At 69.6% G+C, this 17,012-nt stretch carries 9 protein-coding genes and 1 pseudogene; 8 read left to right on the top strand and 2 right to left on the bottom strand.

The window, feature by feature from the left end; translation table 11 throughout:
• Positions 1–150 precede the first annotated feature (150 nt).
• Positions 151–1,809 (top strand): annotated as a pseudogene (locus tag AC5Y5B_RS22115) (NAD-dependent malic enzyme).
• A gap of 254 nt (positions 1,810–2,063) precedes the next feature.
• Positions 2,064–3,380, top strand: coding sequence for a PPE family protein, SVP subgroup (locus AC5Y5B_RS22110; protein WP_500006559.1), 1,317 nt, complete (start codon positions 2,064–2,066; stop codon positions 3,378–3,380).
• 132 nt (positions 3,381–3,512) lie between these two features.
• Here the strand turns inward: AC5Y5B_RS22110 and AC5Y5B_RS22105 are convergent, their stop codons facing one another.
• On the bottom strand, positions 3,513–4,223 hold the full coding sequence (locus tag AC5Y5B_RS22105; protein WP_500006557.1) for an SDR family oxidoreductase: 711 nt from the start codon (positions 4,221–4,223) through the stop codon (positions 3,513–3,515).
• A gap of 106 nt (positions 4,224–4,329) precedes the next feature.
• Here AC5Y5B_RS22105 and AC5Y5B_RS22100 point away from each other — a divergent pair, with 106 nt between their 5' ends.
• Both AC5Y5B_RS22100 and AC5Y5B_RS22095 read left to right on the top strand, forming a co-directional pair.
• Positions 4,330–5,190: a LysR family transcriptional regulator gene (locus AC5Y5B_RS22100; RefSeq protein ID WP_500006555.1), complete on the top strand. Its 861-nt coding sequence runs from the start codon at positions 4,330–4,332 to the stop codon at positions 5,188–5,190.
• Between the two features lie 313 nt (positions 5,191–5,503).
• The gene (locus tag AC5Y5B_RS22095) at positions 5,504–6,565 is read left to right on the top strand and encodes a 3-deoxy-7-phosphoheptulonate synthase (RefSeq protein ID WP_500006552.1); all 1,062 of its coding nucleotides are present in this window, start codon (positions 5,504–5,506) and stop codon (positions 6,563–6,565) included.
• A gap of 30 nt (positions 6,566–6,595) precedes the next feature.
• Here the strand turns inward: AC5Y5B_RS22095 and AC5Y5B_RS22090 are convergent, their stop codons facing one another.
• Entirely contained in the window at positions 6,596–8,260 is a 1,665-nt protein-coding gene (locus AC5Y5B_RS22090; protein ID WP_500006548.1) for a (2,3-dihydroxybenzoyl)adenylate synthase, read from the bottom strand.
• Between the two features lie 106 nt (positions 8,261–8,366).
• On the opposite strand from AC5Y5B_RS22090, the gene AC5Y5B_RS22085 reads away from it, so the two are divergent.
• The 4 genes from AC5Y5B_RS22085 to mbtD are packed head-to-tail and all read left to right on the top strand — an operon-like array spanning position 8,367 to position 17,012.
• Positions 8,367–11,864 carry a non-ribosomal peptide synthetase gene (locus AC5Y5B_RS22085; RefSeq protein ID WP_500006544.1) on the top strand — a complete coding sequence of 1,166 codons (3,498 nt, stop codon included), beginning with the start codon at positions 8,367–8,369 and terminating at the stop codon, positions 11,862–11,864.
• A gap of 8 nt (positions 11,865–11,872) precedes the next feature.
• Complete coding sequence (locus AC5Y5B_RS22080) at positions 11,873–12,634, top strand: thioesterase II family protein (protein WP_112633248.1); 762 nt, start codon at positions 11,873–11,875, stop codon at positions 12,632–12,634.
• Positions 12,631–13,971 (top strand): beta-ketoacyl [acyl carrier protein] synthase domain-containing protein, encoded by a 1,341-nt coding sequence (locus tag AC5Y5B_RS22075; protein ID WP_500006541.1) that lies wholly within the window; start codon positions 12,631–12,633, stop codon positions 13,969–13,971. The genes AC5Y5B_RS22080 and AC5Y5B_RS22075 overlap by 4 nt, the downstream gene beginning before the upstream one ends.
• A complete protein-coding gene (mbtD, locus tag AC5Y5B_RS22070) occupies positions 13,971–17,012 on the top strand; it encodes a mycobactin polyketide synthase MbtD (RefSeq protein WP_500006536.1) in 3,042 nt (1,013 codons plus the stop codon). Before AC5Y5B_RS22075 ends, mbtD begins: the two co-directional genes overlap by 1 nt.

The raw sequence follows: 17,012 nt of genomic DNA, 5'->3' as shown, positions 1-17,012 counted from the left end.
CGCGGGCCCCAATCCGAGCGCCCATCGCAAAGGCTGTATGCGTTTGTCCGAAGCCGACAGCTGGGCAGACAAAGCACCCTCGATGACCGATGATGATCTGGACACCACCGTTTCCCGTTGCCGCGAGAGTCGCAAGAAGGGACGTTGACGATGCCCGAGGAGCTCCGCGGTACGGCCAGACTGTTCGATGCGCTGACCACCAAAGGCACCGCCTTCACCGAGGCCGAGCGCCGGCGATTGGGCCTCCTGGGTCTGCTGCCGACGACGGTGAAGACGCTAGAGCAGCAAGCCGAGCATTGTTGGCACGAATTCTCCACTCGTCGCGATGATCTGGACAAACACATCTATCTGCGGGCATTGCAGGACCGCAACGAAACGCTGTTCTACCGGGTGCTGCGCGACCACATTCCCGAAGCGCTGCCCATCGTCTACACCCCCACCGTGGGCGAGGCCTGCCAGCGGTTCAGTGAGATCTACCGCAGGCCCCGGGGGCTGTTCGTTTCCTACGCCGAAGGTGACTGCCTGGACGAGGTGCTGAGCAACCGGCCGCAGCGCGAGGTCGACGTAATCGTGGTGACCGACGGGCAGCGCATCCTCGGCCTGGGCGACCAGGGGATCGGGGGGATGGGGATCCCTATCGGAAAGCTGTCCCTCTACACCCTGATCGGCGGCATCGATCCCGCGCGAACACTTCCGATCGTGCTCGACGTGGGTACCGACAACAGCGAACTCCTCGACGATCCCCAATACCTGGGCTGGCGACACCGGCGCATCGACGACGACGATTACTACGCGTTCATCGACAAGTTCGTCGCCGCGGTGCGCAAGCAGCTGCCCAATGTGTTGCTGCAGTGGGAGGACTTCGCCACGACGCATGCGCTGCCGATCCTGGCCCGCTACCGCGACTCGCTGCTCACGTTCAACGACGACATCCAGGGAACGGCCGCCGTCACACTCGGTGCACTGCACGGTGCGGCCAAAGTCGCGGGCCGCCCGCTCTCGCAGCAAGAAATCGTCATGCTCGGCGCCGGCTCGGCCGGCATCGGAGCGCTCGACATGATTCGGCGGCAAATGATGAACGAAGGGCTCTCCGAACAGGCTGCCTCGCAGCGCATCTGGGTCGTCGACGTCGTCGGCCTGCTCACCGATGACCGCGCCGACCTGTCTGATGCCCAGCGCGGATTCGCCCAGCCCCCCGGCCGCGTCGCCCGGTGGGGTTTGTCGGGTCCCGCGCAGCTGGCCGACGTCGTCCACCATGTCGACGTGGGCGTGCTGCTCGGCCTGTCGACCGCGACGGGTGCCTTCACCGAGAGCATCGTGCGCGAACTCGCCGGCAAGACCGAGCGGCCGATCATCTTCCCGCTGTCCAACCCCACGAGCCGCGCCGAGGCGCGCCCCGCTTAGCTGGATCAGTGGACAGACGGCCGGGCCCTGATCGCCACCGGATCACCGTTCGCCCCGCTACACCGCGATGGTGTGGAACACGCTGTCGCCCAATGCAATAACGTGTACATCTTTCCCGCCATGGGACTCGGGGTGACGGCGGCCCAGGCGACCAGGATCACCGACGAGATGATGCGCGTCGCCGCGGAGACCCTGGGCGAGGCATCGCCCGCCCTCGCCGACCCCGACCAGCCGCTGCTGCCGGCCTGGGCAGACGTGCCCGACGTCGCCCTGCGCATCGGGCACGCGGTCGCCGTGCAGGCGGTCGCGGACGGCGTCGCCCCGAGGCGCAGCGACGCAGAGCTCGCCGACCGCATCGCGCAGGTGCGTTGGCAACCCGAGTACGCCACGTCAGCCAACCCGTGAACGCAGGCGGTCACGGTGCCGAAAGGCCGGTATGATGATTTTCACTTCCCATTCGTGCACCAGTCTTGGCCGTGTGCAACGACTTTGGACGCCGCATGAAACGCCAGCGCAGCGGCGCATCCGCCTGACATCCCCGGGGGGCGACGCACCTGAATGCCCACGCGCCTGCAGGATTGAGAATCGGCAGCACGTGGTACCAGGTGGACTTGAGCGGGGGCGAACGACCGGCGCCTCCACGACCCCAGAGGAACCGAATGCACTTCGCGGTATTGCCGCCGGAGGTCAACTCCGGCCGCATGTACGCAGGTCCCGGCTCGGGGCCGCTGCTCGCCGCAGCGACGGCGTGGGATGAGCTGGCCACTGAACTGCACGCCACGGCGGCCAACATCGAGTCGGTGATCTCGGGGCTCACCGATGAGCCGTGGCAGGGGCCGTCCGCGGCGACGGCCGCGGCCGCGGCCGCGGGCCAAGTAGCCTGGCTGAACGCCACCGCCGAGCAGGCCGCGCAGACCGGCGCTCAGACCAAAGCCGCTGCGACGGCATATGAATCGGCATACGCGATGACCGTGCACCCCTCGGTGATCGCGGCCAACCGTTCCCAGTTGGCCTCGCTGGTCGCCACCAACCTGCTGGGCCAGAACACCGCCGCGATCGCGGCCACCGAGGTGGCCTACGGCGAGATGTGGGCCCAGGACGTCGCCGCGATGTACGGCTATGCCGGCGCCTCGCGGGCGGCCGCGCAAGTGACGCCCTTCACCCCGCCGCAGCAGACGACCAATGAGGGCGAGCTTCCCGCGCAGAACGCCGCCGTCGCCCAGGCTGCCGGCACCTCGGCCGGACGCGTGCAGTCGACACTGTCCAGCAACGCGATGAACGCCGTCCCAAATGCGCTGCAAAGCCTCAGTTCCACCTCGTCGGCGTCAGGACTCGGCGACTTCTCCAGCTTCATGAACCCCTACAACCTGGTGTCGCTCGGCTCGGGGTTCCTGGGCAACGGCGTTGGGCTGATCGGGGTCTCGGGCGCAGCGGGATTCATCTCCGACGCCGAACACAAAATCACCGAGCCGGGGGCAAAGCCGAAGGTCGCAAAGCTCGATGGGCCGGCGGCGCCGCGCCCGTCGACCAAAGCGATGACGGTGTCCGCGGGAATGGGGCGCGCGTCCTCCTTGGGCGGCATGTCGGTGCCGCAGGGCTGGTCCACGGCGGCGCCCGAACTGCGCCTCACCGCGCTCGAGTCGCCCACCGCCAGCGCGGCCCGTCCCGGCCCCGGACCGCTCGGCCACATGCCGCTCTTCGGTGGCGCGCCGTTGATGGGTCTGCCCGGCCGGGGCGCCCCCGACTCCCGGGCGCAGCGACCGGCAGACACCAGCGATATGCCCCGCCGTCAGGTTCCTGCCGGAGCACTGCACGAGCGGGGGAGGCCTTCGCGCAAAACGCCAACGGGGGGAAGCGCCGCCGAGCTGCGTGAAATCACCGACGTGCTAGGCAAACTCGCCGAACTCCGCGCCAGCGGCGCGCTGACCGACACCGAATTCGCCGAACAGAAGCAACGCCTCCTGGGCACCGGCTAACCCAGGACGGCGCCGGCGTAGAAAGCCAGCGGGCATACCCTTGACTCTGATTTCGCCGAGGGGGCCGCCATGCGTTGCGCGCCAACGATTCTGGCTGGCCCTCCACACCGTCAATCTCGCCGATGAGTGTCGCTACGCGGCGATGCTGCCGCCGCCGTCGGCTCGGATGATCTGGCCGGTGATGTAGCCGGCATCCTCATCCAGCAGGGAGCAGATCGCGTGGGCGATTTCGCGGGGTGTCCCGAGGCGGCGCAGCGGAATCGTCTGCAGGATGCGGGCTTCGCGTTCGGAGCCGACCGGGCTGAGCTCGCGGTACATCTCGGTTTCGATGGGCCCGGGCGCGACGGCGTTGACGGTGATGCCGGACTGTGCCAGCTCGCCGGCCCAGATACGGGTGCACGCTTCCAGCGCCGCCTTCGTCGCCGCATACGGCGTGCGTTCGGGCGTGCCCAGCGTGGTCAAGCTGGTGACGTTGACGATGCGCCCCCACCCGCTGGCCAGCATGCCGGGCAGCACCGCCTGAACCACCTGGACGGCGGCGCGCACGTTCAGGTCGTACGTGCTGGCCAGATCGTCCAGATCGATCGAACCGAGTCGGCCGAACCGCGCGACGGCCACGTTGTTGACCACCGCGTCGATGCGTCCGTTCGCCAGGGCCCGCCCGAGCACCGCGTCGGTCGCCGCCCGATCGGCCAGGTCCGCCTCGTAGAACTCGCCCGGGAAGTCGTCGGGCCCGGTGCGAGCCACGCCGACCGGAATGTCGCCGGACTTCGCGATCCGGTCGGCGACTGCCCGGCCGATCCCCTTCGATGCCCCGGTGATCAGTACGCGCCTTGCGGTCATGGTGTCCTCCTTCGACGGCCTTCGTATGATTACCTCAACGTTGTGGAATGCCAAATCCTCATAACGTTGTTGGTATGGGCGATGACGTGGCCCTTATGGAGGATCGATGACGACGTTGGCGCAGGTCAGAACCTTCATCACGGTGGTCGACCAGGGCGGCTTCACGGCGGCGAGCCGCCGGCTCGGGTTAAGCCAGCCGGCGGTGAGCCGCACCGTCGCCGCGCTGGAAAAAGAGCTGGGCCTGCCGCTGTTTCTGCGCCGCCGGGACGGGCTCTGCCTGACCGAAGCGGGCGCCGTCGCGCTGACGCATGCGCGAGAAGCGGTGCGGCAGATCGCGTTGATGCGCACCGAGGTCGCCGGCCTGGCGGGCGACATCACCGGGACGCTGAGCCTCGCGAGCCTGCCGTCCGCCACCGCGACGCTCGTCGCCCCCCAACTCCGGGCATTCGCCCAGCGGCATCCGGCCGTCGCCATCCGGCTGCTCGAGGGCAGCGAGCAAGAGATTCGGGATTGGCTCGACCAGGGGGCCGCCGAAGCCGGTGTGGTCAGCCTGCCCAGCAAGGGCCTTGACGTCGCGGTCCTCGGCGAACAGGACATGGTTGCCGTGGTACCGGCCGACAACTGGCTGGGGGCCAAGGACGTCGTCACCTACGCCGACCTGGCCAAGGAACCGTTCGTTCGCGGGACCGGCGGTTGTGCGGAGGTGTTCATGCCGATCGCGCGGCGCGAAGGGGTCGAGTTCGACCTGGCCTTCGAGGCGCGCGAGATTGCGGCGACGCTCGAGATCGTGCGCGCCGGGCTGGGCGTGAGCATCCTGCCCAGCGCCGGCCTGCCCGATCTGCCCGGCGTCGCGGTGCGTCCGCTGCTGCCCCAGACCGTGCGGCGCCTCGGCGTCGCGGTCTCCGCGAGTGCGTCCGCGCCCGCGCGCGCATTCCTCGATCAGATCGCGGAGCTGAGGCTGCGCTGATTCGCTTGGGCCAGCGCGGTTTTGAGCCCCGTTCGGACTCGGCCCGGTCCGCAACCACCCGCTCGCCGAGACGCGCTTTCGGCCGCGCCGCACCGACGTGGTATCTTCGCCGACGTGAATATCGGCGTGCGCGCGTATTGGCGCTTTATCGTGGCTCCGGGTGGAGCCAGCGATGCGGCGGCCGATTGACGCACGCGCACGACTGATACCCGGAGCCCAGCAGTGACCACACGGTCGCTGCTTTTCGTTTTTCAGGGCATCGGGAACCAGCGGGCGTGCCCTGGGAGCCATCACAGAAAGGCACACACCCCACATGTCCATCATCAATTGCGAGACGGCGACCATCGATACGTCCGATCACCGGATCGTCTCGTTCCGGGAACTGTCGGCACCGGCGGTGATCCGCACGGAACTGCCGTTGACCGCGCGGCGTGCCCAGGCCGTCCAGCGCGATCGCGACGAGATCTCGGCGATCCTGGCCGGTGCTGACGACCGGCTGTTGCTGGTGGTCGGCCCGTGCTCGGTGCACGATCCCGTCGCGGCGCTCGATTACGCACGCCGGCTCGCCCCGATGGCCGCCGAGTACGCGGATCGGCTGAAGATCGTGATGCGCGTCTACTTCGAAAAGCCGCGGACCACCGTCGGGTGGAAGGGACTGATCAACGACCCCAACATGGACGGCAGCTTCGACGTCGAGCGGGGCATCCGCATCGCGCGTGGATTATTGCTCGACGTCATCGACGTCGGCCTCCCGGTGGGATGCGAGTTCCTGGAGCCCACCAGCCCGCAGTACATCGCCGACGCCGTCGCCTGGGGCGCGATCGGCGCCCGGACGACCGAGTCGCAGGTGCACCGCCAGTTGGCGTCGGGCCTGTCGATGCCGGTCGGGTTCAAGAACGGCACCGACGGCAACGTCCAGGTCGCCATCGACGGGGTGAAAGCCGCTGCGGCGCCGCACAATTTCTTCGGCACCGACAACTTCGGTCGCGCGGCGGTGGTCGAGACCATGGGCAATCCCGACTGTCACGTGATCCTTCGGGGTGGCACCACCGGACCCAACTACGACACCGCCTCGGTAACCACCGCGGTCGAACGGCTAAGCAAGGCAGGGCTTTCCGGGCAGGTCATGATCGACTGCTCACATGCCAACTCGGCCAAAGACCATGTGCGGCAGGCCGAGGTCACCGCCGAATTGACCGCGCGCATCGCCGCGGGCGAGCGCGGTATTGCCGGTCTGATGCTGGAGAGCTTCCTGATCGCCGGTGCTCAATCGCTCGGCGGGGAGCTGGTCTACGGCCAGTCCGTGACCGATCGGTGCATGGACTTCGACACCACGGCGGGCCTGTTGGCCGGACTGTATGCGGCGATGGGTTGATCCGGTCGGCCACTGGGCAGGGGCACAGCGTCAACGCGGCGTCGATACCTGTCGCGCCGAAACCTGACCGGCGATCGCCTTTTTGTCGATCTTGCCGATCGGGGTGGTGGGCAGCGACGTCATCGCCACCAAGACGTCGGGGCGGGCGTGCGCGGCCACACCGCGCTCGTCGAGATAGCCGTTCAGTTCTGTCAGCGACAGTTCAGGGCCGTTGAAAACCACTGCCGCACAGATCTTCTCGCCCAGGTAGGGGTCGGGCAGCGCGACCGCGGCGGCCGAGAAGATCGCCGGATGGCTGTGCAGCTGCTCCTCCAGGTCCGCCGCCGAAACGGTCTCTCCGCCACGGCAAATCACGTCTTTGACCCGACCGGTCACCACCAGATAGCCGTCGTGACGCAGCCGCACCACGTCACCGCTGCGGAAGAACCCTTGCGCGTCGAAGCTGCGCTCGTTGTCGCGCTCGGCCCGAAAGTAACCGTTGAACGTGTACGGTCCGCGGACCAGCAGCTCCCCTTCCTCGCCCGGGGCTACCGGCTTTCCCTCCGCATCGACGACGCGCAGTTCGTCCGCCGCGGACAGGGGCCGCCCCTGGGTGTGTTCGGTGAGTTCCGGGGGATCGTCGAGGCGCGTGTAGTTCAGCAGCCCCTCGGCCATCCCGAACACCTGCTGCAGGCCCGGGGTCAGCGCGCTGCGCACCAGGCGGGCATCCTCGGCTTCCAGCTTAGCGCCACCAACCTGCAAGAGCCGCAGCGTCTTTGGCGTCACGGGTTCCCAGTCGCACGCGTGCGCCCACAGCTTGGCCAACGCCGGCACCAGGGCGGTCACCGTGACGCCGTGGCGCGCGATGGCGGCGAAGGCCGCTTCGGGGCTGGGGTCGGTGCCGAAAACGGTGGTGGCGCCGACCGTCATCGCGCCGAGCAGACCCGGGCAGGCGAGCGGGAAGTTGTGCCCGGCCGACAGCACCGCCAAATACACGTCGTCGCTGGTGAGTCCGCAGAGTTCGGCGCTGGCCTTCGCGTTGAAGACGTAGTCGTCGTGGGTGCGGGGGATGAGCTTGGGCGTGCCCGTGGTGCCACCCGAAACCAGCAGCAGCGCAGGCGATCCCGGATCGGGAGTCGCCGGCGCTGTCCCGGTTACCGCCCGTTCGCGCAGTCGCGCCCACGAGGTGAACGGCCCAGGGTCGCCGTCGACGATGACGTGCTTGAGCGCGCCGTGCCGCTCGATGAGCCCCTGCGCCATCGTCCGGTAGTCGAATCCGCCTGCGGTGTCGGCGATCAGCAGCCCGGTGGCCCCGCTGACCGCGGCGAAATGCCCTAGTTCGGTGGCCCGGTGACCGGGGAGGCACATCACCGGGATCGCCCCGGCCCGCAGCAGGCCGAACAGGGCGACCGCGAACTGACAGCCGTTCGGCAATTGCAGCAGCACCCGGTCGCCCGGCGCGATGCCCGCGCCGCGCAGTCCATCGGCCGCGCGGTTGGCCTGGTCGTCAAGGTCCGCATAACTGAAGCCGGTGTCGCCCATGGCGTCGAGGACGGCGATTCGATCGGGCCAGTGCCGGGCCGCGTCGGTCAGGATCGTGTCCAGGGCCCGTCCCGTCCAGTAACCGGCCGCCCGATAGGCGGCGCTCCGTTCGGCGGGAAAGGGCACAAACCCGTCGAGGACTCCGGCCGGCGGCCGCGGTGTGTTCGGGCTCATGGCTCCTTCAGAGGGGGCTTCGCACGGGGCTAGTAGCGGGGACGCAGGGAGTAAGGATAGGGTAACCAAAAAATTAGGGCAGCCTGTGCTAATTCAGGGAGGGTCTGTGGTGCACGCCTCGGCACGCTCGGAGGACATCCGGGCGGAGGTGGCCGAACTGCTCGGCGTCGACGTCGATGCAGTTCAGCCGGGTAACAACCTCATCAGCCAGGGCCTGGACTCGATCCGCATCATGACGTTGGCCGGCCGCTGGCGCCGTCAGGGCATCGCCATCGACTTCGCCACCCTGGCCGAGCAGCCGACGATCGACGCCTGGACCCGCCTGGTCACCGCCGGCGGGCAAAGCGCCGACCACCAGACCCTTCCCACGCCCGGGGGCGGTGAGCCAGCGGCCGAGGACGAGCCGTTTCCCCTGGCCCCGATGCAGCACGCGATGTGGGTGGGCCGCCACGATGACCAGCAGCTCGGTGGCGTCGCCGGTCACCTCTACGTCGAATTCGACGGTGGACCGATCGACCCCGAGCGGCTGCGCGCGGCGGCGACCGCGCTGGCACGCCGCCATCCGATGCTGCGCGTGCGCTTCCTGCCCGACGGCACCCAGCGCATCACCCCGGCCGACCAGACCGGCGCCTTCCCGGTCGACGTCGAGGACCTGCGAGAGCTGAGCGCCGACGAGGTCGAGCGGCGGCTCGCCGACATCCGCGACGTGAAATCCCACCAGCAGCTCGACGGCGCGGTGTTCGAACTGGCGGTGACGCTGCTGCCGTCCGAGCGCTCGCGGCTGCACGTCGACCTGGACATGCAGGCCGCCGACGCGATGAGCTACCGCACCCTGATGGGCGACCTCGCGGCCCTCTATGGCGGCCGCGACCTCCCCGAGCTGAGCTACACCTACCGGCAGTACCGCCAAGCCATCGAGGCCGAAGAGGCCCAGCCCCGACCGGCCCGCGAGGCCGACCGGGACTGGTGGGCGCGGCGCCTGCCGGAGCTGCCCGACCCGCCGGCGTTGCCGTCCACCGGCGGCCGCGGCCGCACGCAGAGCACCCGGCGCTGGCACTGGCTGGACCCGCAAACCCGCGATGCGCTGTTCGCCCGCGCCCAGGCGCGGGGCATCACCCCGGCGATGGCGCTGGCCGCGGGATTCGCCAATACCCTGGCGCGCTGGTCGACCACCTCGCGCTTTCTGCTGAACGTCCCGCTCTTCGGGCGCCAGGCCCTGCACCCCGACGTCGACGCGTTGGTCGGTGACTTCACCTCCTCGCTGCTGCTCGACATCGATCTCGCCGGCGCGAACACCGCGGCCGCGCGGGCGCAGGTGGTGCAGGACGCGATGCGCACGGCCGCGGCCCATTCCGCCTATCCCGGGCTGTCGGTGCTGCGTGACCTCAGCCGTCATCGCGGCACCCAGGTGCTCGCCCCGGTGGTGTTCACCAGCGCGCTGGGGCTCGGTGAACTGTTCAGCCGCGAGGTGACCGACCGATTCGGCACCCCGGGATGGATCATCTCCCAGGGGCCGCAGGTGCTGCTCGACGCGCAGGTCACCGAGTTCAACGGCGGCGTGCTGGTGAATTGGGATGTGCGCGAAGGCATGTTCCCCCCGGGCGTCATCGACGCCATGTTCGGCTACCACATCGACGAGCTGCTCCAGTTGACCTACGCCGACGACTCCTGGGACGCGCCGGGCCCCCCGGCGCTGCCCCAGGCGCAGCGCGCGGTGCGCGAGGCGGCCAACGCGCGTACCGCGGAACCCAGCGGAGAAGCCTTGCACGACGGGTTCTTTCGGCAGGCCGCGCGGCGGCCCGACGCTCCGGCGGTGTTCGCGAGTACCGGCGACCTCAGCTACGCGCAATTGCGCGACCAGGCGCTGGCGGTGGCCGCGGCGCTGCGCGACGCCGGTGTGGCCGCCGGCGACACGATCGCGATCATGGGACCGAAGACCGCCGAGCAGATTCCGGCCCTGCTGGGCATCCTGACCATCGGCGCCGTGTACCTGCCGATCGGCGCCGACCAACCGCGCGATCGCGCCGAGCGCATCCTCGAATCCGGTGCGGTGAGCCTGGCCCTGGTGTGCGGCGGACGGCCGCTGTCCGTGCCGCTCCGCGAACTGGTGCTGGCCGATGTCCTTCGCGGCGCGGCCTCGAGCGCCGAGATTACTTCAGCGAGAGTCGATCCCGCCGCGCTCGCCTACGTGTTGTTCACCTCGGGCTCCACCGGCGAGCCCAAGGGGGTCGAGGTCACCCACGACGCGGCGATGAACACCGTGGAATTCATCGGCCGCCACTTCGAGATCGGCGCGGGCGATCGATGCCTGGCCCTGTCGACCCTGGAGGGCGACATCTCGGTGATGGACGTCTTCGTCACCCTGCGCACCGGCGGGTCCATCGTGGTGGTCGACGAAGCGCAGCGGCGTGATCCCGACGCCTGGGCCCGGCTCATCGAGCGCCACCAGGTCACGGTGCTCCACTTCATGCCCGGCTGGCTGGAGATGCTGATCGAAGTCGGGCGCGGACGACTGTCCTCGGTGCGGGTGATCCCCACCGGCGGTGACTGGGTGCGGCCCGAGGTGGTGCGCCGCCTACAGGCCGAAGCGCCCAACCTACGCTTCGCGGGCCTCGGCGGTGCGACCGAAACCCCGGTGCACAACAGCATTTTCGAGGTGACCGAGACGATACCGGAGGATTGGACGGCATTGCCGTTCGGCGTCCCGCTTCCCAACAACGCCTGCCGCGTCGTCGACGACACCGGCGCCGACTGCCCCGACTGGGTGCCCGGCGAATACTGGGTGTCCGGCCGTGGCATCGCGCGCGGCTACCGCGGGCGCCCGGATCTCACCGCCGAACGCTTCGTCGAGCATGACGGCCGAATCTGGTACCGCACAGGCGATCTGGTGCGTTACTGGCCGGACGGCACCCTCGAATTCGTGGGCCGGGCCGACCACCGGGTCAAGATCAGCGGCTATCGCGTCGAGCTGGGTGAGATCGAGACCGCGCTGCGGCGGGTGCCCGGGGTGCGCACTGCGGTGGCCGCGCTGATCGCCGTGTCCGGCGAGTCCGACGTGCTGGCCGCGCAGGTGTGCACAGACGACGCCTCCCTGACCGCCGAGCGCATCCGGCAGCGCCTCGCTGACCTCGTGCCCGCGCACATGGTCCCGCGCCACATCACGGTAGTGGAGCGGATCGGGTTCACCGATGCCGGAAAGCTCGACCGCCGGGCCGTCGCGCGCGAATTGCAAACCGCCGTGGCGCAATCGCAGCGGCCGGGCCACCGGGCGCCGTCGACGCCGCTGGAATCCGCACTGGCACTCATCGTCGGCGAGCTGCTCGGCCGGGAGAACATCGGGGTCGACGACGACTTCTTCGCGCTCGGCGGTGACTCGGTGCTCGCCACCCAGGCGGTGGCGAGAATTCGGGCCTGGCTCGACGCACCGGACATCATGGTCGCCGACATCTTCGCCAATCGAACTGTGTCGACGCTGGCCGCGGTGCTCGGTGCCGGCGAGGACGACCCCGGCCGGCTCGACCAGGTCGCCGAGCTCTATCTGGAGGTGATCGGCATGGACGCCGAATCGGTTCTGGCGGCCACTCAGCAACCCGCGAAATCGTAGACTGCGCAATGACATTGGATAACCTGATCGCCGTGTCCGGTACGTTCCCGTCCTGGATCAAGCTGACCTCGGGCCGCGACAACGGCTCCTCCACCGGAGCCACCGTGGTGTTCCCGCACGCCGGCGCGGCCGCCGCAAGCTACCGGGTGCTGGCGGCCGCGCTGGCCGCCGGCGGCGACACCTACGTCGTTCAGTACCCGCAACGGGCCGACCGCCTCAGCGAACCCGGCCACGACAGCGTGCACGACCTGGCCGCCAGCCTCTTCCAGGCGGCACCATGGTCCACCGTCGCACCGCTGAAGTTGTTCGGGCACAGCATGGGCGCCGTCGTCGCCTTCGAGTTCGCCCGTGTCGCCGAGACGCACGGCGCAGCCGTGCACAAGCTCTGGGTATCGGCGGGCCCGCCGCCGTGCGTCGTCGCCGAGATGCCCGAACTGCCGACCAGTGACGACGGGCTGCTGGCCGACATCGCCGATCTGGGCGGCACCGACCCCGAACTGCTTGCCGACGAAGAGTTCTCCGAACTGATCACCACCGCGGTGCGCGCCGACTACCAGGCTTTCAACGGCTACGATCCCAGCCCCGATGTTCGCATCGGTGCAGACATCCATGTGCTGGGCGGCCACGACGACCACCGCATCGCCACCGACGTGCTGCGGCAGTGGGAAAGGCACACCGCCGGGTCCTTCGCCTTGTCGTTGTACGACGGCGGGCACTTCTACGTCTACGACCACGTCGAAGCGATCGCCGCGCAGGTGAATGCCGGATGACATCGATGTCTGACGATGGGTTTGACGTGGGCCTCGACGCCGCGCACGCCGACCCGGTCGTGATCGTGGGAATGGGTGTGGAGGCGCCCGGCGGCATCGAAACCGCCGACGCTTACTGGGATCTGCTGGCACACGGCCGGGAGGCGCTGGGCCCGTTTCCCACCGACCGTGGTTGGGCGGTGCGTGAACTGCTCGCCGGCTCGCGCCGCAGCGGCTTCAAGGAGATTCATGACCGCGGCGGCTTCCTCACCGGGGCAACCACATTCGATCCGGAGTTCTTCGGCATCTCGCCCCGCGAGGCCGTCGTGATGGACCCGCAGCAGCGGGTCGCGTTGCGGGTGGCCTGGCGGGCGTGCGAGAACAGCGGCATCAACCCCGACGACCTGGCCGGGCACGATGTGGGCTGCTTCGTCGGTGCCTCGGCCACCGGCTACGGGCCCGAAATGGCCCAATTCTCCGAACACAGCGGGCATCTGCTCGCCGGGACCGCACTGAGCGTCATCTCGGGTCGCATCGCCTACACGCTGGGACTGGCCGGGCCGGCACTGACTTTGGATTCCTCGTGCGCGTCCGCGCTGGTGGCCTTCCACGTCGCGGTGCGCTCGCTGCAGAACCACGACTGCGATCTGGCGATCGCGGGCGGGGTCAACGTGCTGGGCTCACCGGGCTTTTTCGTCGAATTCTCCAAGCAACACGCGCTCTCTGACGACGGATACTGCCGCCCCTACAGCGCGCAGGCCAGCGGAACCGTCTGGGCCGAGGGAGCGGCGATGTTTGTGCTGCAACGTAAATCGGCCGCGTTGCGCGCCGGCCGGCGGATCGTCGCCGAGGTGCGGGCCACCGCGATGAATCAGGACGGGCGCAGCGCCGGTCTGAGCGCGCCCAGCGGCGAGGCCCAGGTCCGGCTGTTCCAGCGGGCCATCGACCAGGCCGGGATCAAGCCCGCCGAGGTGGGGATGATCGAGGGGCACGGCACGGGCACCCGTCTCGGCGACCGAACCGAGTTGCGCTCGCTGGCCCAGACCTACGGCGACACCGAGCCCGGCGCCGGAGCCTTGCTGGGTTCGGTGAAATCCAACGTCGGTCACTCATTGGCCGCCGCCGGCGCGCTGGGTCTGGCCAAGGTGTTGGTCGCCGCCGAGCACGGCGCCGTCCCACCCACCCTGCACGCCGGCGACGCCAGTCCCGAAATCGACTGGGACAAGCAGGGTTTACGGTTGGCCCAGACCCTGACACCGTGGCCGGCCATCGACGGGCAGCGCACCGCCGCGGCGTCCGCGTTCGGGATCGCCGGCACCAACGCGCATCTGATCGTCTCCGTCCCCGAGGTCGCATGATGCCCACCCATGGCCTGCCCGACGGGCGTATCCCGGTGCTGCTGAGTGCCCACGACCCAGAGCTGATCCGCCGCGACGCCGCCGCCATCGCCGATTACGTGGGCCGCGTGGCGAATTCGGCAGACCTGACCGACGCGGTCGCCTCCACCCTGCTGCGGTTGCGGCGCATACGACGGCACCGCGCGGTGGTGCGAGCGGCGGACAGCACCGAGCTCGTCGCGGGACTGTCGGCGATCGCCGGCGGCGAGGAGCACGAGCTGGTCTCGTACTCCGCGAAGACGACGCCGCCGCGCGTCGCGTTCGTCTTCCCCGGCCAGGGCAATCAATGGCAGGCGATGGGCGCCGGCGCCTACCAACTGTTACCGGCCTACCGCGAGGCCGCCGACCGGTGCGCGCACGCTTTCGGCGCCGCCGGATTCGCCTCCCCGCTGCCGTATTTGGTCGGCGACGCAGAACGCAACTGGTCACGCCCCGAGATCCAGGCCGCCCAGTTCACCCACGCGGTGAGCCTGGCCGAGGCGTGGCGGTCCTGCGGGGTACTGCCGGACATGACCATCGGTCACAGCCTCGGCGAAGTGGCGGCGGCCTATGTGGCAGAAGCGATATCGCTGCCCGACGCGGTCGCGTTAGTCGTCGCCCGCGCCACCGTGGTCGACCAGCTCACCGGCCACTACGCCATGGCGGTGCTCGGGACGGGTCTCGAGGCCGCCGAGGCGCTGCTCGCGCAGGCCCCGGGCTGGCTGGAAGTGTCGGCGGTCAACGGGCCGTCGTCGACCGTGGTCGCCGGTGATCACGACGCGGTGGCCGCCGTGGTGGCGCTGGCCCAACGGCGCGCAATCTTCAGCCAGCAGCTGTCCGTCGACTATCCCGGACACACCAGTGCGCTACGGCCGTTGCGGGCGAGCCTGGCTGAGCTGACACCGAAGTCGACCTTCCGGGATGCCGCGGTGCGCTTCATCGGCTCCACGCTGGGCGCCGAGCTGGGGGAGGCGACCGACTTCTCCGCCTATTGGTATGAAAACCTCTGCGGTACCGTGCGATTCGACCTCGCCGTGCAGCATGCCCGCAGCTGCGGGGCGGACACCTTCGTGGAACTCTCCGCGCACCCGTCGCTGCTGTACCCGCTGGGCGACATCGTCGACGACGAGTCGGCCGTCATCGTCGGCTCGGGCCATCGCGACCGACCCATCACCGAGTCGTTGTCGGCGAGCATCGCCGCCCTCGCGACCGCCGACCCCGGGTTCCGCTGGGCCGACGCGGTTGCCACGACCGACCGGCCTGCGCTGCGCGGCTTCCCGAATGCACCGATGCGTGCGGTGCACCTGTGGGCGGCCCCGCGGCGGGTGACCGAGGCGGCGCCGGCGCCGGCGCTCACCGTGGCGGTCGAGGACTGGCAACCGGCCACGGCGCCGGTCACACCCAGCGCCCGCACGCTCGACATCGCCTTCGTCGGTGCGGGCACCCCGACGCAGCGGCTCCTCGATGCCGTTGCCGCACACGACGGGTGCCGAACCGTGCCGGCCGACGAGGCGGACATCCTCGTGATCGCCGCCCCGGAACTCGACACGCTCGAACCCGCCGCCGCCATCGACCTGATCGCCGGGCGGCCCGACGCGGGCCTACCCGATTACCCCGCGCTCATCGGCCCCCGCTGCCGCGCCGTCTGGATGCTCACCGCCGGTGCCGAACACGTCGACCGCGACGACTCCCACGTGTCTCCCGCGCAGGCGGCGCTGGCGGCCATGCATCGCAGCGTCGGCTTCGAATTCCCAGACCAGGCATTCGGGCATCTGGACCTCGAACGCCGCGAGATCGACGCCGCCACGGCACGAACCGTCATCGACGTGCTGCTGGGTGAGCCGGCCGAGGTCGCGGTGCGGGGCATCGAATCACCGCGACGCCACGTCCGGACGTTCCGTGCGTGCGGCGAATCGGCGACCCAGCGCCCGCTCGATGCGGCCGCGCTCGACGACGTGGTGATCACCGGGGGCAGCGGCGCCATCGGCCTGCAGTACGCGCGGTATTGCCTGGAACGCGGCGCCCGGACCGTCACCTTGTTGAGCCGCAACGGTGTTGATCCGGCGGTTCTGCGCGAGCTCATCGGCGAGTATGACGCCAATGTGCATGCCCCCCACTGCGATATCACCGATCGCGACGCGGTGGCCACCGTCGCCGCCGAATACGCGGGGCCCGGCGCGTCACTGCTGATCCACACGGCGGGCATCGCCCAGGCCCGCTCACGTTCGGATCTCAGCGGTGCTGACGTGGCCGCGGTGTGCGCGGCCAAAGTGCGCGGACTGGCGGTGCTGGCCGACGTCTGGCCGCTGCGGCCGGAGTGCCGGATCCTGGCCTGCTCATCGGTGTTCGGGGTCTGGGGCGGACACAACCACGCGGCCTACGCGGCGTCCAACCGGATGCTCGACGTGCTGGCCGCCCAGTTGCGCGCCGCGGGCCGCGACTGCACGGCGATCCGCTGGGGCCTATGGCAGGGCGCCGGGGTCGTCGCGGGCAACGAGATCACCCGTACCGAGCGCTCCGGCCTGGTGGCCATCGAGCCGCAGCGGGCGATCGCCGCGAGCCTGTATCGCTACGACGGCGACCCGCTGATTTTCGACGCCGACTTCGAGCGGCTTCAGGTGTTCTTCGAAAGCCAGGGCATGCCAATGCCATTCAGCGTGGCGCGCGCCGCCGAGGACGAGGCAAGCGATATCTCGGTCGAAAAGCCGCTCGCCGACATCGTGCGCGGCGAATTGGCGGCGACGCTGCACCTGGGTGATTCGCTGTCGATCGACCCCGCCACCTCGCTGATCGACCTGGGCGTGGACTCGTTGCTCGCACTCGATTTGCGCAAACGGCTGCGCCGGACGGTAGGGAACTCGGTTCCGGTGTCCCGCATGCTCGGCGGCATCACGGTGACCGAGCTGATCGACGCGTTGCGGGACGACTCAACGCCGGCGGCGACGCCGTCATTCGAGCGCGCCGGCACCGCCAACGGCGCGCACCACTCAACGCTCGCAATGCTAGAAAGGTTGGACTCCTAG

The sequence above is a fragment of the Mycobacterium sp. NGS33 genome (genome assembly GCF_059812885.1).
The sequence above is the reverse complement of the archived record's forward strand: the minus strand, read 5'-3'. Positions and strand labels throughout refer to the sequence as shown.

Coding starts and splice junctions, on each gene's coding strand:
- AC5Y5B_RS22075 (WP_500006541.1), top strand. CDS start 12,631: ATGACATCGATGTCTGACGATGGGTTTGACGTGGGCCTCGACGCCGCG.
- AC5Y5B_RS22080 (WP_112633248.1), top strand. CDS start 11,873: ATGACATTGGATAACCTGATCGCCGTGTCCGGTACGTTCCCGTCCTGG.
- AC5Y5B_RS22100 (WP_500006555.1), top strand. CDS start 4,330: ATGACGACGTTGGCGCAGGTCAGAACCTTCATCACGGTGGTCGACCAG.
- AC5Y5B_RS22095 (WP_500006552.1), top strand. CDS start 5,504: ATGTCCATCATCAATTGCGAGACGGCGACCATCGATACGTCCGATCAC.
- AC5Y5B_RS22105 (WP_500006557.1), bottom strand. CDS start 4,223: ATGACCGCAAGGCGCGTACTGATCACCGGGGCATCGAAGGGGATCGGC.
- mbtD (WP_500006536.1), top strand. CDS start 13,971: ATGCCCACCCATGGCCTGCCCGACGGGCGTATCCCGGTGCTGCTGAGT.
- AC5Y5B_RS22090 (WP_500006548.1), bottom strand. CDS start 8,260: ATGAGCCCGAACACACCGCGGCCGCCGGCCGGAGTCCTCGACGGGTTT.
- AC5Y5B_RS22110 (WP_500006559.1), top strand. CDS start 2,064: ATGCACTTCGCGGTATTGCCGCCGGAGGTCAACTCCGGCCGCATGTAC.